The organism is Streptomyces acidicola (assembly GCF_009377235.1).
GTDB classification, from domain to species: Bacteria; Actinomycetota; Actinomycetes; order Streptomycetales; family Streptomycetaceae; genus Streptomyces; species Streptomyces acidicola.
Window position 1 is genome coordinate 1 of sequence record NZ_VMNX01000370.1, and the last position, 6,441, is coordinate 6,441.

Annotated in this window: 6 protein-coding genes; 1 reads left to right on the plus strand and 5 read right to left on the minus strand. The window is 70.6% G+C overall.

Annotation, left to right across the window (positions count from 1 at the left end):
• Positions 1-65: 65 nt before the first annotated feature.
• The 5 genes from FPZ41_RS43875 to FPZ41_RS43895 form a co-directional block, all read right to left on the minus strand.
• Positions 66-1,010 carry an SCO1860 family LAETG-anchored protein gene (locus FPZ41_RS43875; protein WP_152870182.1) on the minus strand — a complete coding sequence of 315 codons (945 nt, stop codon included), beginning with the start codon at positions 1,008-1,010 and terminating at the stop codon, positions 66-68.
• A 212-nt stretch (positions 1,011-1,222) separates the two neighbouring features.
• Positions 1,223-2,314, minus strand: a complete 1,092-nt coding sequence (locus tag FPZ41_RS43880) for an amidohydrolase family protein (RefSeq protein WP_152870184.1) — start codon at positions 2,312-2,314, stop codon at positions 1,223-1,225.
• Between the two features lie 18 nt (positions 2,315-2,332).
• Entirely contained in the window at positions 2,333-3,163 is an 831-nt protein-coding gene (locus FPZ41_RS43885; protein ID WP_152870186.1) for an amino acid ABC transporter ATP-binding protein, read from the minus strand.
• Positions 3,160-4,047, minus strand: a complete 888-nt coding sequence (locus FPZ41_RS43890) for an amino acid ABC transporter permease (protein ID WP_152870187.1) — start codon at positions 4,045-4,047, stop codon at positions 3,160-3,162. The genes FPZ41_RS43885 and FPZ41_RS43890 overlap by 4 nt, the downstream gene beginning before the upstream one ends.
• Positions 4,044-4,925 carry a transporter substrate-binding domain-containing protein gene (locus tag FPZ41_RS43895; RefSeq protein ID WP_322621504.1) on the minus strand — a complete coding sequence of 294 codons (882 nt, stop codon included), beginning with the start codon at positions 4,923-4,925 and terminating at the stop codon, positions 4,044-4,046. Before FPZ41_RS43895 ends, FPZ41_RS43890 begins: the two co-directional genes overlap by 4 nt.
• 190 nt (positions 4,926-5,115) lie before the next feature.
• Here FPZ41_RS43895 and FPZ41_RS43900 point away from each other — a divergent pair, with 190 nt between their 5' ends.
• A complete protein-coding gene (locus tag FPZ41_RS43900; protein ID WP_322621505.1) occupies positions 5,116-6,219 on the plus strand; it encodes a pyridoxal-phosphate-dependent aminotransferase family protein in 1,104 nt (367 codons plus the stop codon).
• The last annotated feature ends 222 nt before the right edge of the window (positions 6,220-6,441 follow it).

Here is a 6,441-nt window from a genome sequence, read left to right on the forward strand (position 1 = left end):
GGGTCTGGGGCGGCAGCCCCAGGGATGGGACAGGTAGGGGCGGCGGGGGCGAGGAAACCCGGGCCTCAGCCCTTCGCCCTCCGCGCCAACGCCACCGCTCCGCCACCCGCCGCGAGCAACGCGACCGCCCCGCCCGCGATGTACGGCGTCATCGAGTTGCCCCCGGTCTCCGCGAGGTCGGACTCGGAGGCGGCCCCCTGCGGCTTCACCTCGGACGCGGAGCCGGACCCGGCGTCGGACCCGGCGTCGGAGCCCGTGTCGGAGCCCGTGTCGGACGTCGAGGACGCCGCCGCCGGTGACTCGCACGTCGCGCTCGCCAGGGTGACCGTGCCCTCCACCTCCGCGACGTTCAGCTCCAACGGGTTGACGGAGACCTTGAGTTCGAGGGCCGTCGCGGCGGCCGTACGGGAAGTGGTGTCCTTGCGCGATATGTCGAGGACGACCTCACCGACTCCGGGGACCTTGACCTCGGTCGTACCGTCCGCGGACACCGTCACCTTCTTGCCGAGCACCGTCAGCCCACCCGCGAGGTTGGACTCGGCCACCGGCTGCTCGCCCGCCTCGCACGTCGCGCGGGACGTCACACCCTCCAACTCGATCAGGGAGAGGAGCGGGAGACCCGGCACGTGGATCTTCGCGTTGGCGAGGTCGGTGCGGCCCTCGGCCTTCGTCGCGGACGCCGTCGCCTTCGCCGTGGCCACGTCCGCACGCAGCACGGTGAACGACTGGCCCCCGTCCACCCCGTCCAGCCGCGCGCTCAGCGTGCTCCGGTCGGCGTCGGCCGGTGCCTGCACCTCGTTGAGCGAGACCGTGAGCGGGACGTTCACGGTCTTGTTCACCAGGGACACGTCGAGCCCGGTGCGCAGGACGACGGCGCTCGCACGACCTTCGTTCTCGGTCGCGTGGGCGGCGCCCGCGCCGACCAGGACCGCGGGACCGGCGGCTATGACCGTGGCCGCCGCGGTGGCGGCCAGACGGCGTGCGGGCAGGCGGAAGTTATTGCCGTTCAAGGGTGGGCTCCCCAGGGAAGAAACACTTCGGGACCCCGCAAGAATCGCGGACGGAGAGTCAACCGTCAGCAATCTGACGGGAGTTCACCCCTACGTGACTTTTCCGTGCACATCTTCGAATCCCGTGACACGCACGTTCTCCACAGTCACTCGCCCACCGCTCCCCCGACGTCACGTTCCGTCGCTCTCCGGCGACGGAGCCGAGCCGGATGTCAGCCGACGACCCTGCCGTTCAGTACTACCCGTCGCGGCGCCGCCAACACCCGTACGTCGGCACGCGGATCCCCGTCGTAGACCACCAGGTCCGCGGGCGCCCCCTCCTCCAGCCCCGGCCGCCCGAGCCAGCTCCTGGCGCCCCACGCCGTCGCCGACAGAGCCTGGACCGGCGGGATGCCCGCGGTCACCAGCTCGGCGACCTCCGCGGCCACCAGCCCGTGGGCGAGCGAGCCCCCGGCGTCCGTGCCGACGTACACCGGGATCCCCGCGTCGTACGCGGAGCGCACCGTGTCGTAGCGGCGTTCGTGCAGCCGTCGCATGTGCGCCGACCAGCGCGGGTACCTCCCCTCACCGCCCTCGGCAAGGCTCGGGAACGTCGCGATGTTGACGAGTGTGGGGACGATGGCGACGCCGCGGGAGGCGAAGAGCGGGATCAGGTCCTCCGTGAGGCCCGTCGCGTGCTCGATGCAGTCGATGCCCGACTCGACCAGGTCCCGCAGGGAGTCCTTCGCGAAGCAGTGGGCCGTGACGCGGGCGCCCAGGCGGTGGGCCTCCCCGATCGCGGCCTCGACGGCCTCCCGGGGCCAGCAGGCGGACAGGTCGCCGAGGTCCCGGTCGATCCAGTCGCCCACGAGCTTGACCCAGCCGTCGCCGCGCAGGGCCTCCTTCGCGACGTAGGCGACCAGCTCGTCCGGCTCGATCTCGTGCGCGAAGTTGCGGATGTAGCGGCGTGTGCGCGCGATGTGACGGCCCGCCCGGATGATCTTGGGGAGATCGTCGCGGTCGTCGATCCAGCGGGTGTCGGACGGCGAGCCCGCGTCCCGGATCAGCAGGGTGCCCGCGTCGCGGTCGGTGAGGGCCTGCTTTTCGGAGATGTCCTCGGGGACGGGGCCGCGGGTGTCGAGCCCGACGTGGCAGTGCGCGTCGACGAGGCCGGGCAGCGCCCAGCCCTCGACCGTACGGATGTCACGGGCGCCGGCGGGACGGTCGTACGAGATCCTCCCGTCGACGACCCAGAGCTCGTCCCGGACGTCGTCGGGCCCGACGAGCACCCGCCCCTTCACGTGCAGCACCGCGCCATCGCTCATGTACTGCACCCTAATGAGCTAGCGGCCCGCCTTGTCCATCCGCTCCGGTGTCTCCCCCACCTCGGCCGTCGCGGGGTCCAGGAGTCGGGAGAGGAAGTGCCGGGTCCGCTCGTGGCGCGGGGCGCCGATGACCTGTGCCGGGGCGCCCTCCTCGACGATCACTCCGCCGTCCATGAAGACAACCCGGTCGGCGACCTCCCGCGCGAAGGTCATCTCGTGGGTGACGACCATCATCGTCATGCCGTCGTTCGCGAGCATGCGCATGACGGCCAGGACATCGCCCACCAGCTCCGGGTCGAGCGCCGACGTCGGTTCGTCGAACAGCATCACCTCGGGGCCCATGGCGAGCGCGCGGGCGATGGCGACGCGCTGCTGCTGGCCGCCGGAGAGGGAGGAGGGGTAGGCGGTCGCCTTCTCGGCCAGCCCCACCCGCTGAAGGTTCTCCGCGGCCACCCGCGCCGCCTCCGCCTTGTCGCGCTTCAGCACCCGGCGCTGCGGCAGGGTGAGGTTCTCGGTCACGGTCAGGTGCGGGAACAGGTTGAACTGCTGGAAGACCATGCCGATACGGCGGCGTACGGCGTCGATGTCCACGTCCGGGTCGGTGATCTCGGTACCGCCGACGAAAACCTGCCCCTGGGTGGGTTCTTCGAGCAGGTTCACGCAGCGGAGCAGGGTCGACTTGCCGGAGCCGGACGGGCCGATGACACAGACGACCTCGCCCTGCCGGATCTCCAGGTCGATGCCGCGCAGCACCTCGTTGTCGCCGAACGACTTGTGCAGGTCGCGCACCCGGATCTCGGGTGCGCCCGCGGTCGTCTCCGTGTTCGCCGTCTCCGTGTTCGTGGTCATCGGGTGGCCTCCCCCGCCTTGGCCTCAAGGCGTCGTACGACGAAGCCGAGCGGCACCGTCACCAGCAGATAGCACAGGCCCGCGACCAGGATCGGCGTGGAGTTCGCGGTCTGGCTGGCCAGGTCGCGGCCGAACTTCGCCAGCTCGCGCTCCTCCAGCGTGACACCGAGGAACAGCACCAGCGAGGAGTCCTTGAACAGGAGCACCAACTGGTTCGTCATCGGGGGGATCACGATGCGGAAGGCCTGGGGCATGATGATCGAGACCATGGCCCGCGCGTGCGAGAATCCCAGCGAACGGGCCGCCTCCATCTGCCCCTTGGGCACGGCCTGGATGCCCGCGCGGATCGTCTCCGCCATGTACGCGGCCGAGACCAGGCCGAGTCCGAGCGCGACCTTGCCGTACGTGCCGCCGGGGATCTCCGTGCCCGGGAAGGCGAGCGGTACGGCCACGGCCACGAAGATGAAGATCAGCAGGGCGGGCAGACCGCGGAAGACCTCGATGTAGATCCCGGCGGCCCAGCGGTACGGGCCCACGGACGACAGCCGCATCAGCGCGACGACCATGCCGAGCACGAGGCCGAAGACGAAGCCGGACACCGTGTAGAGCACGGTGTTCTTCAGCGCGAGCGTGATGATGTCCGGGAACATCTGCCCGGCCAGGTCGGACTGCGCGAACTGGTTGCGCAGCCCGCCCCAGTCGGCCGTGACCGCGAGCGCGGCCACGGCGGCGACGAAGACGACGTACTGGAGGCCACGGGAGGCGGCCCGCTTCTGCCGCCGGGTCAGCCCGCGCCTACGAGGCTGGAGCTGTGCCCCAGCCGTCGCCTCCGTCGTCTCCGTTTCCCCCGTCTTCCCCTTCTTCCCCGTCTTCGTCTCACTCATGAGGCGGACGGCGACGCGGAGGCCGCGCTCGCGGCGTTCTCGTCGCTCGCGGCGTTCTCGTCGTACGGGCCGATCCACTGCTCGTACAGCTTCTTGTACGTGCCGTCAGTCTTCGCCGCTCCCAGCGCCTTGTTGACGGCGTCGAGGAGCTTGGTGTTGCCCTTCTTGACCGTGAAGCCGTACTGCTCACCGGTGTTGATGTTGTCGGCGACCTCGAAGGCGCCCGCGTTGGCCTTGTCCTTCAGCCAGCCCTGGACGACCGGGTAGTCGATGACGACGGCCTGGACCTGGCCGGTGCGGAGCCCGTTCAGGACGGCGTCGGAGGACTCGAAGGAGACGGGGTCGAGCCCCTTGTTCCTGACGTAGTCCTCGCCGGTTGTCTGTGCCTGGGCGCCGAGCTTCTTGCCCTTGAGGTCGGCGAAGGAGCCGATGCCGCTCTTCTTGTCGACCAGGACGGCCTGCGTGGCCTCGAAGTACGGGTCGGAGAAGTCGACGTTCTTCTTGCGCTCCTCGGTGATCGTCATGCCGGCGGCGGCGAGGTCGCACTGGCCGGAGTTGAGGAACGCGCCCGTCTTGAAGTTCTCGAAGGGCGTGTCGAGGATCTCCTGCTTCACGCCCAGGTCCTCGGCGACGAGGTCGATCAGCGCGACGTCGAAGCCCTGCACCTTGCCGTCGATCTCCGACTGGAACGGCGGGTACGGCAGGTGGGTGCAGGTGGTGAGCTGACCGGCCTTGGCCAGGGTGACCCCGCCGGCGGTGGTCTGCTTGCCACTGTCGCCGCCGTCGTCGTCCGAGGAGCAGCCGGCGACGAACAGCAGCCCGGCCGTCGCGGTGGTGGCGGCCAGGATGCGGGTCCGGCGTCCGAGGACCGTGTTCACGGGGACCTCCTGTGAGGAAACGAATTGTTCTGATCATAAGGAAGGCTTGGAGGCTCCCAAATCATTCCCATGGTCATCGAGCCGCACCACCTGTGACTTATCGGCACAGCCGACACGGTTACGCTCGAACACGATCCGCATGCACATGCGGACCACGCCATGCCTACCCGTAAGCGAGGAGAGCACCCCCGTGACACACCCCTTTCTTGATCTGGCCCCGATGAGCGCGGCGCACTTCGCCGCGATCGAGGACCGGGTGGCACGGCTGCTGGCCACCGAGCAGGACGTGGTGATCACGCAGGGCGAGGCGCTGCTGCCGCTGGAGGGCGCGATCCGTGGCGCCGCCGGTCCCGGCACGACCGCCCTGAACGTCATCACCGGCCCCTACGGGCAGACCTTCGGGAACTGGTTGCGGGACTGCGGGGCGACCGTGATCGACCTCGCGGTGCCCTTCCACACGGCGGTCACCGCCGACCAGATCCGTGCCGCCTTCGCCGAGCATCCGTCGATCGACTTCGTGTCGCTGGTGCACGCGGAGGCGGCGACGGGGAACACCAATCCGGTGGCCGAGATCGGTGCGGTGGTCCGGGAGCACGGCGCGCTCTTCTACCTGGACGCGGTCGCCTCGATCGGGGCGGAGCCGGTGCTGCCGGACGCGTGGGGTGTGGACCTGTGCGTGATCGGGGCGCAGAAGGCGATGGGCGGGCCGGCGGGTGTGTCGGCGATCTCGGTGAGTGAGCGGGCGTGGGCGCGGATGGCGGCGAACCCGGGGGCGCCGCGTCGCTCGTACCTCTCTCTGCTGGACTGGAAGGAGCGGTGGATCGACGGCGGGCGTCGCGCCCTGCTCCACGCCCCGGCCCAGTTGGAGATGCTCGCGCTGGAGGCGTGTGCGGAGCGGATCGAGGCGGAGGGACTGGCCGTGGTGATGCGCCGGCACGCGTCCGCGGCGGCGGCCACTCGGGCGGGGGCGGTCGCGCTGGGTGGAGGGCTGGAGCCGTATGTGTACGCGGCCGGGGATGCCGCTCCGGTGGCCACGACGTTGCGGGCTCCTGCGGGTGTCGATGCGTCCGAGGTGGTCGCGGGGGCGTTGGCGGTCGATCCGTCCGTGCCGTTGGCCGCCGGTGGCGGTGACCTCGCGAAGGAGATGATCCGGGTGAACCACTACGGTCCGGATGCCACCGTGGGGGTTGTCCGGTCCAGCCTTGCCGCGTTGGGGAGTGCGCTGAGGGAGACGGGCGCCTCGGTGGACGTGGAGGCTGCCCTGGGGGCGGTGGCGGAGGCGTGGGGGGCGTAGCCGGACCGACGGGTCGTTTTCTCGCCCCCGCCGCCCCTACCCGTCCCGTCCCCAGGGGCTCCGCCCCTGGGGACCCGTTCGGGGGCCGGCCCCCGCGCCCCTGCTCCTCAAACGCCGGAGGGGCTGGATTGTGCGGGTGGGGCTGAGGTTTTCAGCCCGTCCTGCGTTTGAGGACGAGGCCGTTCAGGCCGGTGCGGGGGTCTGGGGGGCAGCCCCCAGGGG